The 19,783-nt window shown below is 40.7% G+C and carries 18 protein-coding genes; 7 read left to right on the top strand and 11 right to left on the bottom strand.

The genetic code is table 11. The annotated features are described in order from the left end of the window. Nucleotides 1–91: 91 nt before the first annotated feature. The 8 genes from BV214_RS17070 to BV214_RS10490 all read right to left on the bottom strand — a co-directional run bounded on the left by BV214_RS17070 (nt 92) and on the right by BV214_RS10490 (nt 8,238). Complete coding sequence (locus BV214_RS17070) at nt 92–553, bottom strand: dehydroquinate synthase/iron-containing alcohol dehydrogenase family protein (protein ID WP_217868699.1); 462 nt, start codon at nt 551–553, stop codon at nt 92–94. Next, entirely contained in the window at nt 529–1,299 is a 771-nt protein-coding gene (locus BV214_RS17065; protein WP_217868697.1) for an iron-containing alcohol dehydrogenase, read from the bottom strand. Before BV214_RS17065 ends, BV214_RS17070 begins: the two co-directional genes overlap by 25 nt. Before the next feature lie 440 nt (nt 1,300–1,739). After that, entirely contained in the window at nt 1,740–2,972 is a 1,233-nt protein-coding gene (dsrP, locus tag BV214_RS10515; protein ID WP_086477470.1) for a sulfate reduction electron transfer complex DsrMKJOP subunit DsrP, read from the bottom strand. A gap of 90 nt (nt 2,973–3,062) precedes the next feature. Then, the gene (locus BV214_RS10510) at nt 3,063–4,184 is read right to left on the bottom strand and encodes a 4Fe-4S dicluster domain-containing protein (RefSeq protein WP_086477469.1); all 1,122 of its coding nucleotides are present in this window, start codon (nt 4,182–4,184) and stop codon (nt 3,063–3,065) included. Nucleotides 4,185–4,194: 10 nt separating this feature from the next. Continuing rightward, nucleotides 4,195–4,824, bottom strand: a complete 630-nt coding sequence (locus BV214_RS10505; RefSeq protein WP_086477468.1) for a cytochrome c3 family protein — start codon at nt 4,822–4,824, stop codon at nt 4,195–4,197. After that, nucleotides 4,814–5,530: a cytochrome c3 family protein gene (locus BV214_RS10500; RefSeq protein ID WP_086477467.1), complete on the bottom strand. Its 717-nt coding sequence runs from the start codon at nt 5,528–5,530 to the stop codon at nt 4,814–4,816. The genes BV214_RS10505 and BV214_RS10500 overlap by 11 nt, the downstream gene beginning before the upstream one ends. Before the next feature lie 136 nt (nt 5,531–5,666). Then, nucleotides 5,667–7,994: a molybdopterin-dependent oxidoreductase gene (locus tag BV214_RS10495; RefSeq protein ID WP_086477466.1), complete on the bottom strand. Its 2,328-nt coding sequence runs from the start codon at nt 7,992–7,994 to the stop codon at nt 5,667–5,669. Between the two features lie 7 nt (nt 7,995–8,001). Further along, the gene (locus tag BV214_RS10490; RefSeq protein ID WP_086477465.1) at nt 8,002–8,238 is read right to left on the bottom strand and encodes a hypothetical protein; all 237 of its coding nucleotides are present in this window, start codon (nt 8,236–8,238) and stop codon (nt 8,002–8,004) included. Nucleotides 8,239–8,571: 333 nt separating this feature from the next. Between BV214_RS10490 and BV214_RS10485 the strand changes: the two genes are divergently transcribed. The 5 genes from BV214_RS10485 (at nt 8,572) to BV214_RS16970 (ending at nt 11,650) form a co-directional block, all read left to right on the top strand. Further along, nucleotides 8,572–9,753: a molybdopterin molybdotransferase MoeA gene (locus tag BV214_RS10485; protein ID WP_086477464.1), complete on the top strand. Its 1,182-nt coding sequence runs from the start codon at nt 8,572–8,574 to the stop codon at nt 9,751–9,753. A 10-nt stretch (nt 9,754–9,763) separates the two neighbouring features. Beyond that, complete coding sequence (locus BV214_RS10480) at nt 9,764–10,105, top strand: winged helix-turn-helix domain-containing protein (RefSeq protein ID WP_086477463.1); 342 nt, start codon at nt 9,764–9,766, stop codon at nt 10,103–10,105. A gap of 142 nt (nt 10,106–10,247) precedes the next feature. Continuing rightward, nucleotides 10,248–11,159 carry a bifunctional molybdenum cofactor biosynthesis protein MoaC/MoaB gene (moaCB, locus tag BV214_RS10475; protein ID WP_086477462.1) on the top strand — a complete coding sequence of 304 codons (912 nt, stop codon included), beginning with the start codon at nt 10,248–10,250 and terminating at the stop codon, nt 11,157–11,159. Beyond that, the gene (locus tag BV214_RS10470; protein WP_086477461.1) at nt 11,152–11,331 is read left to right on the top strand and encodes a hypothetical protein; all 180 of its coding nucleotides are present in this window, start codon (nt 11,152–11,154) and stop codon (nt 11,329–11,331) included. The genes moaCB and BV214_RS10470 overlap by 8 nt, the downstream gene beginning before the upstream one ends. Nucleotides 11,332–11,359: 28 nt before the next feature. Next, on the top strand, nt 11,360–11,650 hold the full coding sequence (locus BV214_RS16970) for a radical SAM protein (RefSeq protein ID WP_245806777.1): 291 nt from the start codon (nt 11,360–11,362) through the stop codon (nt 11,648–11,650). 463 nt (nt 11,651–12,113) lie between these two features. On the opposite strand, the gene BV214_RS10460 is transcribed toward BV214_RS16970, so the two are convergent. Continuing rightward, nucleotides 12,114–12,566, bottom strand: a complete 453-nt coding sequence (locus BV214_RS10460; RefSeq protein WP_086477460.1) for a DUF7738 domain-containing protein — start codon at nt 12,564–12,566, stop codon at nt 12,114–12,116. Nucleotides 12,567–12,916: 350 nt separating this feature from the next. Here BV214_RS10460 and BV214_RS10455 point away from each other — a divergent pair, with 350 nt between their 5' ends. Beyond that, complete coding sequence (locus tag BV214_RS10455; protein WP_086477459.1) at nt 12,917–14,131, top strand: site-specific integrase; 1,215 nt, start codon at nt 12,917–12,919, stop codon at nt 14,129–14,131. An 89-nt stretch (nt 14,132–14,220) separates the two neighbouring features. After that, nucleotides 14,221–15,333, top strand: coding sequence for a Fic family protein (locus tag BV214_RS10450; protein WP_086477458.1), 1,113 nt, complete (start codon nt 14,221–14,223; stop codon nt 15,331–15,333). A gap of 125 nt (nt 15,334–15,458) precedes the next feature. Here BV214_RS10450 and BV214_RS10445 read toward each other — a convergent pair whose 3' ends face one another. Then, entirely contained in the window at nt 15,459–17,744 is a 2,286-nt protein-coding gene (locus BV214_RS10445) for a relaxase/mobilization nuclease domain-containing protein (RefSeq protein ID WP_086477457.1), read from the bottom strand. A gap of 578 nt (nt 17,745–18,322) precedes the next feature. Next, entirely contained in the window at nt 18,323–19,054 is a 732-nt protein-coding gene (locus BV214_RS10440; RefSeq protein WP_086477456.1) for a response regulator transcription factor, read from the bottom strand. Nucleotides 19,055–19,783 lie beyond the last annotated feature (729 nt).

The raw sequence follows: 19,783 nt of genomic DNA, 5'->3' as shown, positions 1-19,783 counted from the left end.
TTCACCACCTAGCGAATTACCATGCACGGCACACAACAAAAAAGGGCGGAGTTTTACAACTCCGCCCTCATCTTTTTAATTCACTTTATACTTATGCCAACTGGGCATCAGCAACAGCCACGTTTTCATTTAGCTGAAAAATTGCTTCCTGGATGTTGATTGCCGTCCCTTCATAACAAGCTTGTAGAATTGCTTTAATTTCTTCAAACTTCGGTTTTCTTGGGTTGAAAAGGGTACAAGGATCCTTCATGGCGTTTTCTGTTAGCGTATCCAATTTAGCTTCCCATTCCCTTTCATCGATCCCATATTCTTTTAGGGAACGGTATACGCCAACGGATGCACGTAGAGCGGATACTTCCTGGGCGAAATCTTCAGCGGTGGATTTACCCAGCATTTCTGCCAAATCCGTGTACTTATCGGTTACGGCTGAGTTGTATCGGATTACGTTGGGCATTAATATTGCGTTAACAGCACCATGGGTAAGTCCAAAAGTACCACCAATTTGATGGGACATAGAGTGGACAATTCCTAACCAAACATTGGTAAATGCCATACCTCCCATACAAGAAGCATCTTCATTGCCTGTCTCACCTCTAGGTTACCTCCATCTTTAACGGCGGTTGGTAAGTTTTTGAATACCAAATCAACAGTTCCTTTTGCCAAGTAATCATTATATCTATCTGCGATATTTGATACGTAAGCTTCAACACCATGGCTCAATGCGTCCAATCCCGTATTTGCTGTTACATGGGTTGGCATACTTGCACTAAGTTCACCATCAATAATGGCAACATCTGGGGTTAATTCATGAGAAACAATGGGGTATTTTGTCCCTTTTTCACGGTCTGTGATTACAGACAATCCAGTAACTTCGGTTCCAGTTCCACTAGTGGAAGCTAAAGCAACAAAAATTGCTTTGTTTCGTAAAGGCTTTACTGCAAACGGTGCAATTAAGTCTTCTAATTTAGAATCTGGATACTCATAGTAAATCCACATTGCCTTTGCAGCATCAATGGCCGAACATCCACCCAAACCGATAATAATATCAGGTTGTTCCTGATTAAAAAACTCTGCTCCCTTTAATACTGTCTCAATAGAAGGGTCTGCTTCTACCCCACTAAAAACAGCAGATTCAATATTAACTTCACTTAGGTAATTTTGGGTACGTTCTAGTGATCCGTTTTTATTAGCTGAAGCTCCTCCAACAACAATTACCGCTTTTTTCCCTTTTAATTCTTTTAAATTTTCAAGACTTCCTAAGCCGTGATACATTTCTTTTGGTACAATAAATTTTGCCATATTCTATATTATTATTCAACATGTTTATTAAAATTTAGAAAAACATGTTTATCAATTAATTCTGGTGCAAAAGTATGGTGAGGGCTGGCTAAGGGAGTTACTAATTTAGCTCAACAGCTTATGAAAAAAGGTCATAGTTTATAGACCTAGGCAAAAATCAATCTAAAAACCTACATATACCACTAATAATCAGATGAATACACCTGAGGCGTTAGATTCTAAAATTATAATGAACTGATGGTTTACGTATAAATCAAACTATTTAATCTTTGCGCAACAGAGGGCAATACACATGGTGATGGAGACTTTACAAGCATCCATATCCAATTTTATGAATTGTATTAAAACCGTAAATGTATTTCGTCAACTCCCCTTTATGTAAATGATAAGGTAGCTTAAGTCGATCTTAACTATAAAAGTATTTTTTGTAAGTGAATTATTTAAAGCGTGTCTTCTTTACTTTTATATCTTAGCTCTCCCAATTCAATACCAATAGCCGTCTTTGCCAATATGGTGAAAATGAATGCGCCAAGGGCCCAAATACCTATGGTAACCCCTACTTCAATGCTTGTTGGTAAATACTCCACAATTTTTCCGTACGGCCCAGGAATAAAACCGGGAACGATGAGCCCAAACCCCTTTTCGATCCATATAGCCACAAAAAGCATTGCGCAACAGAAGTACAATACCTTCGGATTATTTCTTAGTCTATTAAAGGTAAGCATAGCAGTGGCAATCACATTTAGGGAAATAGCAGTCCATATCCACGGTAATAAAGCTGTTTTACCATGTAATCCGAAGAACAAATAATAAGCACTTTCACTGTGATGCGTAGGTGCATAAAATTCTTTGAACAATTCGGAGATGAGCATTATTAGATTTATTTGGGCAGCCACCGTAACAATCATGGCAATTTTTTTGATGGTTCTTTCCTCCACCTTAAATGCCGTAAAATGCTTTATGATTGCCAATACCAGAATAATAAGGGCCGGTCCTGCGGCGAATGCAGAGGCCAGGAATCTAGGCCCCAATAAGGCGTTGTTCCAAAATGGTCTTGCCTGTAAACCTTGGTATAGGAACGCAGTAACCAAATGAATTGCCACCGCCCAAAATACGGAAAGAACCGCTCCCGGTAAGTATACACTTTTCTTAGCCTCCTTCCCCTGATAATGTCTAAATAGTATATAAAATGGAATGGTAATATTAATAAACAGGTATCCATTAAGCACAATAACGTCCCAGGCCAACATAGATTTCGGGAAGTTAAACACCCCTATCCCCGGAATCATATGCCAGAGCACGGCAGGCCCACCCATATCCGCGATTACAAAAGCGATACACATAATTAAGGCGGCTACCGCTAATCCTTCCCCTATGAGTACTGCCTGTTTAAAATCGATATCCTTTAAAATATAGGTAGGCATAACCAACATTACGGCAGCAGCGGCAACGCCCACCAAAAAGGTAAAATTGGAAATATAAAGCCCCCAACTAACACGATCATTCATTCCGGTAACGCTTAGCCCTTCCTCTAACTGTATGGAATAGCAATACATGCCAATTAGGATTATCAAAGTTAAAAACCCCATCCACAAATGATATTTGACAGAGCCTTTGGTGATGGTGTCCAAGCTATCAACAACTAAACTTTTAAAAACTTTAAACTGTCTCATTATTTTTGATTTAAATCACTTGAAAGCATGTTTATAGCCTGCTTTACATTTTTGATTTATATAATTCTACCTTCTATTGCTTAGGATGCCCTAATCCATGAAATACCAGAATTTGGGTTCTGTTCCCAAATCTTCCTTTAGCCTAAATACCTTTTTATTTTCCAGTACCCATCTAATAGTACTGTTTGGATCCAATAGGTTCCCAAAAATTCTAGCCCCGGTAGGACACGCCTCCACACAGGCGGGATTCTTCCCTTTTCTAGATCGCTGAACGCAGAAGGTACATTTTTCCATAACTCCTTTTTTGCGCATTCTATTTCCTAGGTAGTGCTGATTTTTGTTGACTTCATTTTCGGGGACTTCAGGTTTACTCCAGTTAAATCTTCTTCCATCGTAGGGACATGCTGCCATACAATAACGGCAACCGATGCACCAGTCATAATCTACCACTACCAGCCCATCTTCCTCTTTCCAGGTAGCTTGTACGGGACATACGTCTACACAGGGTGGATTATCGCAATGAAAGCATTGGGTCCCCATATAAAAATGACCTTCAACGGGAACTTCATGATAATAATTATCGTCGGCTTTATCGAACTTAAATCCTTCACCATCTTTCATCTCGTGAATCCGGATATATTGCATTTCGGAATTTCGATCCTGATTGTTTTCTTCTACACAAGCTGTTACGCAATCCATGTAGCCCTGACATTTGGAGATATTGAACGCATATCCAAAGAGTACATCTTCCTCCGCATTTTCGGCAGTCATACTGATATTTTTTCCGGTTCGCAGTTCGTAGGAACGCATAAGTCTATCCACGGTTTTCTTTTTCTCCTCGTCGGACATCAGTTTGTAATTCCCCTTAAACTGCTCCTCCCAATCTATTTGGGCCTTCTCCTTTGCATCACCACTTGAGGTTAAACTACAGGAGGTGCTAACGGCACCTGCACCAATAAGCAAACTTGCCGTTAGTTTTTTAAAGGCAGATCTTCTATCCATCTTTACATCAAAAACCTGTTCAAAACCGTCCCTATGCCGTTCATCACCTATAGAAGCATTAATGGCAGCTTCATAGAATTCCTCTGCACTAAGTTCTTCCTTAGGAGAATTACAGTCCCCTTCGGACTTACCACATCCGCAACCGCCTGAGGATGCTTTTTTCCTTTTAAGACCAAGATCTAGGGAATACCATTTTTTATTTTCACTCATGCTCATATTTTTAGTGATCTAAACCTTCCTTGCGTTCTATTGCTTTCTTCGTATTAAATTGTGCTGGCCATCGTTGACTAAAGCCCGGATCGTGGGGATTATGACATTCCACACAGGTCATGGATGCACGGGGGGGCGTCCAACCCGAAATCTTCTTGCCATGTGCGCCCCCTTTCCAATCCTTAAACTGCGTATTATGACATTGAGCACAGAGCTTATAACTAAGATCAAAATCGATCTTACTTCCTGTCAGGGACCTTAGGTTGTTCATGTCCTGAGGGTTGTGACAGCTAGCACAGTTCATCGTTTCAATGTTGGCGTGCTTAATGGTTATATCCCAATGGGCTTTTGTTTTATCGGGCTCTTTCATCTGTGAAAGAGGTTTGCTATGACATTCAATACAGGCAAACGATTTAATCTGAGACTTGCGTTCCGGAATTAAAAATATATGATCTCCTTCCGTAATTTTTATTAAATCCCTACCGGCCAATAGTTCTTCCGAGCTAAGAGTACCATGATATGGAACTTCTTCTGCGGCAATTCTATCGCTCACTGAGTGATATTCCCCTTCGTTTTTGCAAGAACTTAGTATTGCAAATAGCAGTAACAAGGTGCAATATATTCGATTTTTATTCTTCATTATAGGTGTTAAATTGTCTTATAAAAGTACTTACATCCATCTCTAACTGTTTGGAGGTCATTGGCAAATGGCATTGTCTACAATTAACACGTTCTGGATGGGAAACTCTAATTTCTTTGGGCGCACTGGGACCTGCATGGCAAGAAACACAATTTTCCCTCATCTGTAATTGATGCGGAATCATAGGAGGTCCTCCTAACAAGGCACTATTTACACCTTCGCCAACCTTGGGCGGCTCCACTTTTGAAAAGGCAAATTCCCTAAAAGTGGAATTGGTAGTTACGGTTACATGGCATTGGCGACAATTGGTCAATTCCGGATGCGGTGTAACGGGGGCATAGGCCTTAAATTTATCAACAAACCCTCCTTTTTTATGGCACTGGTTACAGGCATTGGCGCCATAGCTCATTTCCTTTGTAACAGGGTGTGGTATGCTTGGTGGGGCTCCCAAATAGGCCCTATTATCATAATAATCTTCCAGGGAACGCTGATGGTTCTCATCCAAGGGCATATTTTCATAGTCCAAATGATCCTCTTTAAAACGCCTAAAAACGCCACTCTCCGCCGGAATGTAATTTCCAGTAGGCGATTCAATAATTGGAAGATATGCCTCCTCCAAAGATTGATAATAGCTATAATTCCATACACCAATGAATGCTATGAAGATGATGACGAAAAATGATATGATTCCCAGTCTCTTTTTCATATTTAATACTTATTGTTATTTAACGGTTTTACATCATCTGTACTCAGTACAGGATTATAAAACTGGCAAATGCGGTTCAGTCCACCTATCTTCCGTCGTATTTGCGACCAATTTATGCTTATGCTCATTTAATAGTCTACGCTTTAACCACTTTTACGGCGCATTTTTTATAGTCTGGTTCTTTGGAAATAGGACAAAAGGCATCTAGGGTTACATCATTGATAAGCATATTTTCATCAAAGAATGGAACAAACACCTGTCCCCTTGTAGGTAATCCACGTTCGTTTATAGATGCGGGAAGCGTACAGGAACCTCTTCGTGAAACTATTTTTACGTTTTCCCCATTTCTAATTCCCAAGTCTTTTGCATCTTCTGGGTGGAATTCGGCATAGGCGTGTGGCATTGCCTGATGCAATACCGGAATTCTTCTGGTCATGGAGCCCGTGTGCCAATGCTCCACTACACGCCCAGTGTTTAACCAGAACGGGTACTCTGCATCCGGCTTTTCCGGTGCTTCCTCAAAGGGACGCTGCCAAATCACTGCTTTGCCATCGGGTTTTCCATAAAAATGAAAATCTTCCCCATTGGTACAGGCAGGATCGTAGGTAGCATTATAGCGCCATTGGGTAGATTTCCCATTAACATACGGCCAGATTACGCCAGATTCCTTCTTCAACACCTCCAAGGGCGCCATACCGTGTTTGGCACCTTCATGGAACTGACTGTATTCATTATAAATCTCTTCTACATGGTGTTCCCTGCTATAGGGAAATAAATCTCCAAACCCCATTCTTTTGGCCACTTCAATGAACATCCAGGCGTCTGGCATGGTTTCTCCTGGCCCATCCACCATTTGTTCCCAGTATTGCGTTCTTCGCTCGGAATTGCCATAAAGACCACCTTTCTCTATATGCCAAGAAGCAGGCAGAATTACGTCTGCAACATCGGAGGTTGGCGTTGGAAACACATCCGAAACCACTACAAAACAGGATTCTTTTTCCATGCCCGGCCTATACCGGCTCGTTTTAGGCAAGGAAACTAAGGGGTTGGTTGCCTGCGTCCATATAAACTTAATGTCGCCACGATCTACCGCTCTAAACATTTCTGTTGCGTGGTAGGTTGGTTTGGAGGGTATTCGTTCGTAAGGCACATTCCAAATTTTAGCGGCCAACCTTCTATTTTCCTCATTGGTAACTACCCCTTTAGGTAATTTATGGGTAAATGTCCCTACTTCCCTAGCGGTACCACAGGCGGAGGGTTGACCGGTTAAGGAAAAGGGTCCGTTACCAGGCTGCGATATTTTACCGGTAAGCAGATGGATATTATAAATGAGGTTATTCATCCAAGTACCTCTGGTATGTTGGTTAACACCCATACACCAAAAGGAAACCACTTTTTTGTTAGGGTCCCCGTATATTCTCGCTAGGTATTTAATGTCCTTTACCGATACCTTCGAATATTTTGATACTTTTTCCGGACTGTAATCCTTTAAAAACTCTTTATAGTCCTCAAAACTTATTTTTTCGGGCTTATCGGTAAATTCGTAATGATCTTCCAGACCATACCCCATATTGGTAAGACCTTTACTAAAAGTACAATGTTTCTCTACAAAGGATCTGTTTACCCATCCATTCTTTATAATCTCATAACAGATAGCATTGGCAACCGCTAGGTCTGTTTGCGGTTCAAATAATATGGATCTGTCCGAAGCGGTACTGGACCGGGTTGTTCTTGTTGCAAAATCAATGATATTAGCACCCCGACGTGTTTTTTGCTCAAGCATTCTTGAGAATAGTACCGGGTGCATTTCTGCCATATTATTCCCCCAAGTCACAAAATAATCTGTATGATCTATATCTTCGTAACAACCCATGGGCTCATCGGCACCAAAAGAAGTTAAAAAACCAGTAACTGCACTTGCCATACAGAGTCTTGCGTTGCAGTCCAGATTATTGGTTCCAATTGCACCTTTCATAAATTTTGATGCGATATAGCCTTCTGGTATGGTAGATTGCCCGGAGGTGTACATCGCCACTGAATCCTTGCCGTGAGCTGCAATGGTCTCCTTCATCTTATTGGCAACAATATCCAACGCTTCGTCCAATGGGGTTTTTACGTAACGGCCATTTTTTTTGACCAATGCATGCTCCAATCGGTCTTTGGATTGGATACACATGGTTTGGTGATATCCCTTTACACATAATAACCCCTTATTCACTCGACTATTGGGATCACCTTTTACCGCAATTGCCTTTCCATTTTCAATACCGACGAGAATACCACAGCCAACACCACAAAAACGACAAGGTCCTTTTTTCCAATCCAATTTTGCACCTTTTGGAATTCCCTTTTCCTGCTCACTCGCAAATATAATACCAGGGAACATGGAAGCAGCGGCAGTCATAGCAGAGAGCATAGCCATTTTTTTGATAAAAATTCTTCTATCAATTAGAGACTTTTTCATAATCAAATTAATTTTGGGACACGTTAAAACCGGAGACCAGGGACAATAATTTTAAGCTGTCCAATGCTTCAATCTTTTCTTTTAATAATTCTTCGGATTTCTCATCGGGGGTATCTGTCACTAACGCTAAAACATCCTGATTCTCCGCAGGCACAACTTCACACTGCCCAAGTAGGAGCAACGCTTCCATTAATTCTTCCTTTTTCCCTGTAACCGGATGGGCGAGATAACTTTTTATTGGCATATTCTGGTTAGTTTTAATGTCAATTGATGGATCTATATTCTTTTAAAAAATGTTAACATAAGATTAACGGTATCAAATTACGAAATATTTAACATGATTCGACATGATAATTCTCATGTTTCAGTAAAATTGCATGCGTTATATTTACCCAGAAACAACGGATTATAGGGAAGTTATGCCTAATACACCTCCTGATAATCAAATAGGGAACCTTCATTTTAATGATATATAGACAACTCCTTAGATCAGAAAAATACTATGATTTTTTATAAATAATTAATAATATTTTTAACATTTGAATAAGGAAAATACTTATAAAATCGAAATAATGCTATGATAAATGTCCAGACCGCTCAACAATTGGTAGTGTCGCACAGCACCATTACCTCTAAAACGCAGGAAGTGGAACTTAATGAGGCTGTGAGTTTTATATTGGCAAAGGATGTGACATCAGCAATAGATATGCCCCCTTTTAGACAGTCTGCCATGGATGGATACGCCCTTCATTTGGGCGAGAGCAATACCTATAGCTTACTTTGCGAAATAAAGGCTGGGGATGCCACCGTTCCGGTATTAAAAACTGGGGATGCCGTTAGAATATTTACAGGAGCGCCGGTACCGAAAACTGCAAACACTGTGGTTATGCAGGAGAAAGTAACGGTAAACGGGGATGAAATTCGAATTAACGATATACTAGAAATTGATAAAAATATCAGACCCAAAGGGGAACAAATTAAATCTGGCGAAATTGCCTTAACCAAGGGAACCATCATGAAGGGTGCCCATATTGGATTTTTATCGAGTTTAGGGGTCACCACCGTTACAGTATATCAGAAACCGGTCATTACCGTTATTGTTACGGGCAATGAACTGGTATCACCGGGAAAAAAATTGGGCTTAGGGGAAATTTACGAATCCAATGGTGCCATGCTAACGGCGGTATTACACGAACTGGGTTATACCAACACCACCCTTCTCAAGGTGGTTGACGATTATAACCGTACACAAAGCGTGTTGCAAAATGCGATAGATAAGAGTGATATTGTTTTGGTGACCGGGGGCATTTCGGTTGGCGATTATGATTTTGTTGGGAAAGCCCTAAATGCATTAAACGTTGATGAGATTTTTTACAAGGTAAATCAAAAGCCAGGGAAGCCCTTGTATTTTGGAAAAAAAGAGAAGGTGTCCATCTTTGCTCTACCCGGAAATCCGGCAGCGGCTCTGAGCTGCTTTTATATTTATGTATACCCTCTTCTAAAAATATTCGAAGGAGCCAACCACCCCCAACTTACGCGTATTAAAATGCCCTTGTCCTCCGATTATTTGCAACGGGGAGATCGTGCGCAGTTTTTAAAGGCAAAGGTTTGGGGCGAGAGTGTTCAGATTCTGGGGGGACAAAGTTCTGCAATGCTCAGCGCTTTTGGAGATGCAAACGCCCTGGTTTATATCCCGGAAAAAATTTCAGAACTAAGAAAAGGAGCCTTGGTAGATACCATATTATTACCCGCTAAATAATTGGTTGGATATGAGTAAGTATAAGATAAAGAGCAGAATTTGGATTGAATCCGGGGAAAAGGTCTTTTTGGGCGAAGGTCGGGTTAAATTATTAAAGGAGATCGATAACCAGGGGTCCGTGTCCAAAGCGGCAAAAGCTCTCGGTATGTCTTACAAAAAAGCCTGGACATTGGTGGATGCAGTCAACAAATCAACAAATAAGAAGGTGGTAGTAAAAACCGTTGGTGGCTCAAAAGGAGGAGGAACCAAGATTACACCCTATGGCCTAAAGCTTATAGAGGCTTTTGACGAAATCAATAAAAATTGCTGGGCTTTTTTAGACCAACAATTAAAGGCTTTGGATAGTCTATGATGATTAATTTGAATAATTCCTAGTGCAAGGTCCATCCCGCGCTTCCATTAATTGATGGTAGCTAAGGTGGCACCTACCAGCCTAGGTCCGGAAAGGACATTCCAGAATAGACAAAAACTACCACTAAAGTAAAAGCTAAACTATGATAGATATAACCTATAAAAATACTACCTACAGAACAGCCATTGCGCAGGCTATTGTGAAAGTTGGCACAATGGAAACAATAGAGGCTATTAACAATAAAACGGTTCCCAAAGGCGATGTATTCGCCATGAGTAAAGCTGCCGGACTTTTAGGGATAAAAAAAACTCCCGATCTACTTCCCGATTGCCATCCGTTACCGATCGAATTCACGGGAATCGACTTTGAAATCGAAGGACTGGAAATTAAAATATTGGTTACGGTAAAAACAATCTATAAAACCGGAGTGGAAGTAGAAGCCATGCACGGTGCAAGTATAGTAGCGCTGAATATGTACGATATGCTGAAACCGATTGATAAAGGAATTGAAATTCGCAATATTAAACTCTTAGAGAAAACAGGAGGAAAATCTAGTTTTAAGGATAGGTTTAAGCGCAGTGTAAATGCGGTGGTTATTGTTTGCTCCGATTCCGTATTCGAAGCCAAAAAAGAGGACAGCGCCGGTAAAGCGATCCTCGCTAAACTTGAAGAATTCAATGTTGGTATTCAGGATTATATAATAATTCCCGACGAGGTCGCCATTATTCAGGAAAAGGCAAAATATTACCAATCCAATGGGGCCGATTTAATTATTTATACGGGAGGAACAGGTTTATCACAGCGCGATGTTACCCCAGAAGCCCTACAACCACTTTTAGACCGTAGGATTCCCGGTATAGAGGAGGCAATCAGGAAATATGGTCAGGACCGCATGCCGTATGCAATGTTGTCCAGAAGTGTGGCCGGAACCATTAAAAACACCCTAGTACTTGCTTTGCCTGGATCTACCAATGGGGCACGCGAATCCATGGAGGCCATCTTTCCATCCGTTTTACACGTTTTTAGAATATTAAAAGGTGCAACACATGATTAACTTATTCCATGGATCACCATTCATTTCAGCAACCAACAAGTCCTATAAATTCCTCCAGGCCAATTACCTCTGGGCAGGCGCGCTTGTAAGGAACGGGCAGGCCCATGAGGAATCGGAAGGATACACCGATTACAAATCGGCCCAAGGGTCGGAGCATTCATATTTCAATTAGTTAGTGAAGCAGGCGTAAATCTACAACGATGAGCAGTCATAATATACTCACAGACACCTATAATAGAACACATACCTATTTGCGTATATCACTCACGGAACGCTGTAATTTGCGTTGCAGCTATTGTAAGCCCGCAGACGGCATCCCGCTTTCCCCAAAGGAACACATCATGACCATTGAGGAAATTTATGCCATTACCAAAGTCTTTGTGGCAAATGGTGTCACCAAGATAAGGTTTCCAGGCGGTGAGCCATTGGTCCGGAAAAATGTTTCACTAATTATCGAGCAACAAACGTCGCTTCAGGTAAATTGGGTATAACTACTAATGGAGTAATTGTAGACAGGTATATAGCAGAGCATAAAAAATTGGCTTTCCTAAAATTAACGTCAGTTTGGATTCATTGGACCGTCAAAAGAATACCCTTATCACCCGTCGCAATTAATTTAGACTAACAGCAAACAGACAACTTAAGCACTGCTTATTCTCAACCACGGAATCGGATGTCCTTACACCACTGCGTGAGGGAAAGCCCATTGAGACGATCATTGAAAGCGCCATCCGGTCCAAGAAAAAAATTAGAAATGGTTTGGATACGATCGATAAATTTAAGAATCCCGATTCACACGACAATCGCAGTATGATTGCAATAGGTGGATAGCGAATTTAGCGAACACATTAAAAACCTTCAATTAGGGAGGGCGATCAAGGACCACCTCCTTCCGTCCCATATAATGCAAGTACTTTCCTTGGAATGGCCAGAAGCCATATCCCGGTATTATATTTACTTAAAATCGGGATTCCAGCCAAGCGCAATGGCAACTTGATTTTGATCCTTAATGACGGATCGTATCATATAGGGTCGGTCCCCATCTACCTTCTGGATAGCTTCTGAAAGTTGCTCTCCATCAATGAGCACCTTTCCTTGAAAGTTTTTCAGCGGTTGATGGCCTAGACCATACCGATTATCTTCCACCAATAGGACCATCAACATATTATCCGGGGTAGCGGTAGAACAATAAATACCCAGGTTATCCCATAAGTATACTTTATTCTTCGAGTTTCTTACCGCTTCAATCCTATCTGGCTTCCCCAAAATGCCTTCCAGCGTGCTGTAGTTGGTAGGAAATTCTAGTTCCGCACCATTAATGCGTATAGTGTTGGAATCGCACTCTATAACGATCCCAATATCCTTTTTTTTCCTTTTGCTTAGATCTCTAAAGTCGAATATTCCCATAGCCTGCAAGATATTTTATTTTTGTTGGGAAAGTATACGATTTTATATTCATTTATGCACCAGATCCGGACTTAGATTATTTAGCAGAGTGCAAATAGAGTGCAAAAAAAAAGAGGTCTATGAATATTACTTCATAGACCTCTAACTTAAAGTCGGGGTGGCAGGATTCGAACCTGCGACCTCCTGCTCCCAAAGCAATCTTCATATGGTTTAACATGGCTTCAAAAAACATTATTTAGGCTGATTATCAATATATTACAAAACAAACAAAACCAAATAAGACCATATTAAACCATATTTTGAGTGCAAATTGAGTGCAAATTGAGTGCAAATTTTTTGTATCTTTAAATATGAGGACAAACATTACACTTTCCATAGACGCCAGACGAAAACGAAAAGATGGCACCTGTCCCATTATTTTTCGATTGAGCCATCATCGAAAAACAATTTCCATCCCAACTGGGTTCGCCATTCCTCTCGAATATTGGAATGAGAGGGATCGTGAAGTTAAAAAATCTTTCAAAGGTGTGTCTTCCGTTTCACGATTAAATAACCTTCTTGCCAAGAGAAAAACAGAATTAAGGGATGGGATAAACGAGTTAGAAGCAAGTGGCCGCCTGAAAGGATTAAGCGTAACTGATCTTAAATACACATTAATTAAACCCGCCAAAACTATTTCCTTTTTCGATTTTGCACAGCAATTAATACATGAAATGGAAGAGGCTAATCGGTTCGGTAATGCAAGAGCCTATAAATGCGCCCTTGGACCATTGAAGAAGTTCAACAAAAAAGAGTTTCTGCGTTTTGAAGAGATCACCTACACCTATCTTAAACGATTTGAAACAGCTCACTTAAAAAAAGGCAATGGGTTAAATGGGTTAGCCATGTATATGAGAACCTATAGGGCCATATATAATAAAGCCATTCATCGCGGGATTGTATCACCGGATTCCTATCCCTTTAAAAAATATAAGATTAAATCCGAGCCAACGGCCAAACGCGCCATCAGTAAAGAAAAGATTAGGCGTATCTTGGACTTAAAATTAGAGGTAGAATCTCCATTATTCAATGCAAGGAACTATTTTTTGTGCTCCTACCTTATGAACGGTATTTCATTTATTGATATGGCTTTTTTAAAAGTGGAGAATATCCTAGATGGACGCATTCAGTACCGCAGGCAAAAAACCGCAAGACATTACGATATTAAGGTAACTCCACAGTTATCCTCTATTATGGATCACTATTTAAAAGGCAAGAACAAAACTGCCCATATATTTCCAATAATAAAGCGCGAGGGAATCCGTGATCAACATAAGGACATCCAATGGGAAAGATTACGCTATAACAAACGCCTAAAAGAGATTGCCGAACTTTGTAAAATTGAAGAACGTCTAACAAGTTATGTAAGTCGTCACTCCATGGCAACCAATCTAATCCTCAATGATGTTCCAATCAACGCACTAAGCAAGATGCTTGGGCACAGTGATATTAGCACCACGGAAATCTACATTAAAGATCTTCCGACGCATATTTTGGACGAATATCAGGAAAGACTAAGCGTGTAAATTTATTTGTCTAGTTCTGGGCCATATAAGCCCTAAATATAACCCACAAAATGGGTATGTTTGAGCTATATTCACTATATATATAGCTCATGGCTCGAAAAATTTGGAATTGGGAAAAAGTGGAATGGCCAATTTTCTCATATAATGAAAAAGATATCGCTCATTTGGAACACCAATTTTCTCAACTTACCGGTACTGTTATCGGTGCTCTTAAACATTTTGAAACCGAAGAAAAAAACAATTTTCTTGTAGAATTGCTTTCGAACGAAGCTATGAAAACCTCGGAAATCGAAGGGGAGTATTTGAATAGGGACAGTATCCAATCATCGATCAAGAACAGTTTGGGATTGACCACGGACAGGCGTAAAGTGCCTCCTGCCGAGTATGGGATTTCGGAGATGATGGTAGCTCTATATCAAAACTATGATACGCCTTTAACGCATGAAGAGCTTTTTCATTGGCATAAGTTGATAACGAATGGTAGACGTGATCTGACCGATATTGGCAGGTACCGGACCCATGAAGATCCTATACAGGTTGTTTCTGGTCGATTAGATAGACCAACGGTACATTTTGAAGCTCCTCCATCGGAAATTGTTCCCGAAGAAATGGATAATTTTATGATATGGTTCAACAAGGCGCACCAAAGCACTGAAATTTTGCCCCTTGCGAGAGCTGGATTAGTACACTTGTACTTTGTTTGCATCCATCCCTTCGAAGATGGCAATGGACGGATCGCAAGAGCATTGACTGAAAAATCGTTAGGAGTAAGTATTGGACAACCCGCTTTAATTTCCCTTTCCAAAACCATTGAGTCCAACCGGAATGCATATTACAAGGCATTGGAAGCCAATAATAAATTTCTTGAGGTAACGGACTGGTTACATTATTTTGGTCAAACCATAATCCAAGCACAAAAAGAAACCTTAAAGACAATTGACTTTATTATTGAAAAGGCCAAGTTCTATGACCGCTTTGCTTCCAAAATGAACCTACGACAGGCTAAGGTGGTAAAAAGACTTTTTGAGGCAGGACCTACAGGTTTCATCGCGGGATTAAGCGCGGACAACTATACCAAAATAGCTAAAACCTCTGCATCCACGGCAACGAGGGATTTGGGAGATTTAGTTGGAAAAGGTATACTGATCAAGACGGGGGAATTAAAAGGTACGCGCTATTGGCTCCAACTCAAGCAATCGTAATTAAAATAAAGATTTAAGTTTTCGTCCTAAATTAATTAGATAAAAAAAACGCCATATAACTTCTTTATTAATTTAAAAGGACCCATTGATTATAACTTTAATTTCGGAATTTATACTACTTAAACCTACATCCCAAGCCAATTCCCTTTGTATTTGGAATAATCTGTAAGCTCGTCCTTAAACCCGTTATAGGCTTCTTCCTCTTGGGAGGTAGTAGGGTCCATGAGCGTTTCCAAGGCGTTATAACCTGCCTGGAGCATATTGGCCTGTATTTGGCGGTCCCGCTCCGTGGCAACGGCTACCAAAGCTTCCTTGAATCCGTTTGCCATATGGTGATCCACTAGTTCGGGTGGTAAATTGGGGGTTATCCTGTCCAACACGTAACTATATGCCGCTTGTTTATAAAGTCCGCATTCCATTAAATGCCCCATCCAAAGGCTTTTTAAATTGTCCTGTCCTTTGGCTATTATGTGATTTAGGATGAGCGGCTGAGTGGCTATGGCACTGGGAAGCTCAGGGGACGATTGCAAATAGTCCTGCATTTTCGTTGAAAGCGATACGGTTACCTTATACTTGGAATACAGCGAGCCCACCTGGAGTTTTCCACCCTGCTCTTCAAAATAAAAGCCCCTGGCATTGAAAAAAGCGATGTAGTCCTTGGGGGATTTCTCAAAACCCGCCTGCATTCGTTCGGCATACCGATGGTAGACCTGCAGGGCCAAGGTATCGAAACGCTCCCTAAAGGTTGGGGCCATAGCGTGATAGAGCTTGGGAAATACCATAGGTAGAAATATGGCGGTGGGACTTGGTCTAATCTCTTTGACGGATCTGTCATGCAGCAGCCCTTCCAACAGCTTTTCGTTTTCGCGTACAAAACCAGGAGGGGTATACGGGTTTACGCCCGACTGTAGTAAGTCTTCGCCCAGATCGATCGGTACTTGGTGGAACTTGGAATTCGCATAGGTCAGTATGCCCTCATGGTGTCGTACGCCCAGACTTTGGAGAAGAACACCAAGGACCTCCCTTTGGTCCAGGGTACGTTGGAACAGCTGATCCCTAGTCCGCAGAATGAGATCGGCCTTCTTTTGCAATTCCTGCTTTTCCTTGTTATAGGCGGAGGTACATAGCTCCTCGCTGAAAGGATGGTAGTGGGAGTCGATCAACTTCCATAAGGTTCGGTTATCGGTATGCAGGTATTTTGTAAGGAAGAGAAAGCGCTCCGATTTCATCATTTCCCTAACCAAAACATCTAGGGGCGTTCTTAGGATATGCTCCGAGAACAGGGGCTTGTATCGCAAATCTCGATAGATCTTTTGGAAGGCTTCCCTTATGCAGCGTTGGAATTCCAATTCCAATTGCCTGCTGTCCATGTACATTTGGGTGTGGTCGGTTTGGAACAAGTCGGGGTTCGCATGGATACCAAGACCAGTGGCGATCTCATCGCTGCGTAGCACATAGCCCGATTTATCATGGATGGTGAAATCAACCACCTGTCCCTGGTCGTTGTAGTTTAGCCTACAATCGAGCTTTTGATGGGAGCCTAAGATTTCGGGGAGGTGATCGGGACGGAGGGTCCTAAATAGTTTATAGGTAGTTTGTATTTGTTTTTCTAAACGTTTTTTTACCATGGGCAATAGGGCCGATTGCCGATTGCGCTCGAAGACTTGTTGGAGTTTGGGACCGGAGAATTGAGGGTGTACGGTATAGCCGCCAATAAAACGGGATCGGTACCCTTCCTTGGTGGCAATGCCATATGCTACCCCTACCCTACCCGAACGCTCTACCACCTTCAGTTGGATATGGTGCTTTTTAAGAAGTTTGGCAAGTTCGTCAAAGCTCCGCACTTTATGCTTTTGTATTGTATTGTTTAGGATGTCCTGCATATAGTATCGAACCCCGTTACCATCTTGGGGATTAAGCTGGGGCGTTTCTAGTTTGGGAAGCTCTCGGACCGTTCTTTTTTCCGGGGAGGGGGAAAGTCCAAACTCTTTCTCCAGGTATTTCTGGGCAGCCATGCTCCTCCTATAGTCAAAGGAAAGGTTGATCTGGCTGCAGTCCTCCCTGATGGTACTGGAGACGATGTGTACGTGTTCGTGCTCGGTATCGTGATGCCGTACCACAATAAACGGCTGCTCCCCATAGCCCATGTATTCCATATAGGCTTTGGACAAGGCCAAGAAGGTGTCATCGTCCAGGTGTTCGCCACGGGGGAGGTTCAGGGTGGCATGTACGTAGCGTTTTTCGGAGGCATGGCGGAAGCCCAAAAAGACGAGCACCTGCTCGAAGACCTTAAGGTTGGTATCCGTATCGGAATAGGTATTGTGGAAGCCGAGGATGGTCGATTCTGGTTTCCCAAGGACGTATTTCAGAACGCCTTGAACTTTGTTACGATATAGGAGTCGTGCGATCATGATATTTTTGTTGTTTTTTACTGCCGAGGGCAGCTTTTCACTTCGCTAGAAGTAGGAGTTTTGCGTTGCGCAAAACATAACTTGCTATCCGTTAAAAACGGATATTTCTATATAAATATAATACATCGAAAACTATCCTAAAAGACTTATTTACAGTAATTTAAACCTCAAAACCATATAAAGCCATATGAGACCATATAAGACCAGTCCTGGTTTAACATGGTCTTATATTTTATTCGAAAAAATGGTGTGAAATGGTGAAATAGGTCGATTTCATAGCAAGGGATAAAAAGGGCAAGGGGTTTTCCACCCCTTGTGCTTTGGTGCGGTCCCGAGGCGGTCGGGAAATAAGGCAGACGGAACCATCATCCTAGGGATGGGCGAAAACGTGGGTAGGGAAAGATATAGGCTCGGAAGGTTGGCCCGACTGCCACAGGGAAAAGGCAAAAAGGAAACACCTTACGCAGAATCCTATCTCACCTTTAAGCGTCTAGATCAATTACCCATTAAACTAAAAAGATGATTAAGCGCTATTGATCTCAGATTTGCCCAGTGGTATTGTTAATACATCAATAAAATTAACATATAAGCTTATTAATATTAGTTAAGGCTATAGCTTCTGCAATATTTTTAACCTCCAATTTTTCAAACAACTTTTTGCGATGATATTTCACTGTCTCCACTGAAAGGAAAATTGTATCAGCTATCTCCTTTATAGAAAATCCCCTTATAGAATATAGAAGAATCTCCCTTTCTCTGAAAGTTAATTCTATTTTCTCGTGATTCATCCACTCATTCCTTCTAAAATCAAATACTGAAACTAAATTATCACCATCTTTGTATATTTTAATATTTCCTGAGTTATTTTCATTAGAAGGAGATATTGCACAAACTGCTTTGCAAATATCACCGGATTCAGATATAATCAACGGAGTTAATTTCAGGTGAATTAAAATACGATTACCCTGATTGCATTTTATATATAAATCGGCGGATATGGTATATTGTTTTTTATTCTGTTTTGGTATTTTATGAAAATACTCAAACATTATTGCATTTAGTCTTTGCATTGATTCTACATCAGACTGACTCAGATACTTGAAAAAGAAATCAAATTCCAATCCCATTACCTCTTGAGCGTTAAAACCATAGAGAAACATTGGGTTATCCGAAACATAATCGAACCTTCTTTTCTGGTAATCAACAACATAAAAGCTATCGGTTGAGGTTCTTGCCATCACCTTTATTACTTCTAAATAATTAGTCTGAGTAAATTTCTCAAATACTGGGGGGTCAGTAAAACTTTTCATCACGTTAAAGTATTGGTGGTTATTTATAGGGGTCGATTTCAAATATAAGCTATATGGATATGCAAACCAAAGTTGCACTATAAGTTAAGAAGGAACCATATCACAACATACACTTAACCTCGCAACAAATTGATTTACAAGTGCATGCCAGCCACACGCAAGACATAAATTTTACCCATAAACTTTTACACAAACAACATTACAAACCAAAACTACACTTTTGTGTAGTCAATACCTCATTTTTAATATTTAACTTGGATTCAACATTTTCATGGGAAATTGCCAAGACCTAAGCGTTTTTTATTACAAAACATCAATTCGATTACAAGCATTTAAAATAATCAACATTCTAAATATACGTATTGGATATGCAAACCAAAGTTGAACTATAAGTAATAGTAACATATTTATTAATAATTAACCATCCCCTCATAATAGGAAGTAAACATTAATTTTGAAACTTATATCAGCAACATTTCCAATACTTATGATAGGACTTATAGTTTTATCTTGCACTGTTCTTTGCATTTTAAATAGTGAAAAAGGGCACAATTGGGGAGGTGATTTTTCATTATACATACATCAGGCGAAAAGCATTAATGAAGGTACAAGCCATCAATTAGCCATGGCTAATAAATATATCGTAGAGAATTCGTCAGTGCATACGTTTAGTCCCACCCTTTATGGGACTAGACCATAAACTGTGTAAGTAGTAAATAGAGGGTAAAC

The sequence above is a fragment of the Arenibacter amylolyticus genome, from assembly GCF_002150785.1.
Lineage (GTDB): Bacteria > Bacteroidota > Bacteroidia > Flavobacteriales > Flavobacteriaceae > Arenibacter > Arenibacter amylolyticus.
This window is presented reverse-complemented; position numbering and strand designations above follow the sequence as displayed.

Coding starts and splice junctions, on each gene's coding strand:
- BV214_RS17070 (WP_217868699.1), bottom strand. CDS start 553: ATGGCATTTACCAATGTTTGGTTAGGAATTGTCCACTCTATGTCCCAT.
- BV214_RS17065 (WP_217868697.1), bottom strand. CDS start 1,299: ATGGCAAAATTTATTGTACCAAAAGAAATGTATCACGGCTTAGGAAGT.
- dsrP (WP_086477470.1), bottom strand. CDS start 2,972: ATGAGACAGTTTAAAGTTTTTAAAAGTTTAGTTGTTGATAGCTTGGAC.
- BV214_RS10510 (WP_086477469.1), bottom strand. CDS start 4,184: ATGAGTGAAAATAAAAAATGGTATTCCCTAGATCTTGGTCTTAAAAGG.
- BV214_RS10505 (WP_086477468.1), bottom strand. CDS start 4,824: ATGAAGAATAAAAATCGAATATATTGCACCTTGTTACTGCTATTTGCA.
- BV214_RS10500 (WP_086477467.1), bottom strand. CDS start 5,530: ATGAAAAAGAGACTGGGAATCATATCATTTTTCGTCATCATCTTCATA.
- BV214_RS10495 (WP_086477466.1), bottom strand. CDS start 7,994: ATGAAAAAGTCTCTAATTGATAGAAGAATTTTTATCAAAAAAATGGCT.
- BV214_RS10490 (WP_086477465.1), bottom strand. CDS start 8,238: ATGCCAATAAAAAGTTATCTCGCCCATCCGGTTACAGGGAAAAAGGAA.
- BV214_RS10485 (WP_086477464.1), top strand. CDS start 8,572: ATGATAAATGTCCAGACCGCTCAACAATTGGTAGTGTCGCACAGCACC.
- BV214_RS10480 (WP_086477463.1), top strand. CDS start 9,764: ATGAGTAAGTATAAGATAAAGAGCAGAATTTGGATTGAATCCGGGGAA.
- moaCB (WP_086477462.1), top strand. CDS start 10,248: ATGATAGATATAACCTATAAAAATACTACCTACAGAACAGCCATTGCG.
- BV214_RS10470 (WP_086477461.1), top strand. CDS start 11,152: ATGATTAACTTATTCCATGGATCACCATTCATTTCAGCAACCAACAAG.
- BV214_RS16970 (WP_245806777.1), top strand. CDS start 11,360: ATGAGCAGTCATAATATACTCACAGACACCTATAATAGAACACATACC.
- BV214_RS10460 (WP_086477460.1), bottom strand. CDS start 12,566: ATGGGAATATTCGACTTTAGAGATCTAAGCAAAAGGAAAAAAAAGGAT.
- BV214_RS10455 (WP_086477459.1), top strand. CDS start 12,917: ATGAGGACAAACATTACACTTTCCATAGACGCCAGACGAAAACGAAAA.
- BV214_RS10450 (WP_086477458.1), top strand. CDS start 14,221: ATGGCTCGAAAAATTTGGAATTGGGAAAAAGTGGAATGGCCAATTTTC.
- BV214_RS10445 (WP_086477457.1), bottom strand. CDS start 17,744: ATGATCGCACGACTCCTATATCGTAACAAAGTTCAAGGCGTTCTGAAA.
- BV214_RS10440 (WP_086477456.1), bottom strand. CDS start 19,054: ATGAAAAGTTTTACTGACCCCCCAGTATTTGAGAAATTTACTCAGACT.